The 691-nt window shown below is 60.9% G+C and carries 1 protein-coding gene; it reads left to right on the top strand.

Annotated elements, in window-relative coordinates; translation table 11 throughout:
- A partial coding sequence (locus tag ACQ76X_RS36115) for an AMP-binding protein (protein ID WP_438498696.1) occupies positions 1-691 on the top strand: 691 nt, incomplete at both ends.

The raw sequence follows: 691 nt of genomic DNA, 5'->3' as shown, positions 1-691 counted from the left end.
GCAGCAGGGAAGCGTTGAAGCCGCAGCATGTGACAGGCTTCTACAAGTTAATGGAGGGGAGCGGAGCAACTCTTCACAACCTGTACGGGCCGACGGAGGCCACGGTCGATGTCACGTATTACGATAGTGCTTCGACCTTTGCGGAAGCAGCGGTGCCGATCGGGGTGCCGATCGCCAATACGCAGCTGTACATTGTGAGTGACAACCGGCAGCTGCAGCCGATGGGCGTCGCGGGTGAACTGTGTATCGCGGGGGATGGTCTGGCGCGGGGTTACCTCAACCGGCCGGAATTGACAGCGGAGAAATTCGTAGACAATCCGTTCGAGCCGGGGACGCGGATGTACCGGACCGGGGATTTGGCGAGATGGCTGCCGGACGGCAACCTGGAGTACTTGGGCCGGATCGACCATCAAGTGAAGATCCGCGGCTACCGGATCGAGTGCGGGGAGATCGAGACGCGGCTTCTGGCGCATGCGCATATCCGCGAAGCGGTGGTTATGGCCCGCGAGGACGAGCAAGGGCAGGCGTACTTGTGTGCGTATCTCCTAAGTGATGAAGCTGTTCCGGTTGCAGAACTACGTGCGCACCTGGCGGCACAGCTGCCGGATTACATGATCCCGTCCTATTTTGTGGAGCTGGAGAAGCTGCCGCTCAGCCCTAACGGCAAGGTCGACCGCAAGGCGCTGCCGGA

It is taken from the genome of Paenibacillus sp. IHBB 3054 (assembly GCF_051594305.1).
Classification (GTDB): Bacteria; Bacillota; Bacilli; order Paenibacillales; family Paenibacillaceae; genus Paenibacillus_AQ.
Note: the sequence above shows the minus strand (reverse complement) of the source record. Positions and strands in the feature narration are given on the sequence as shown.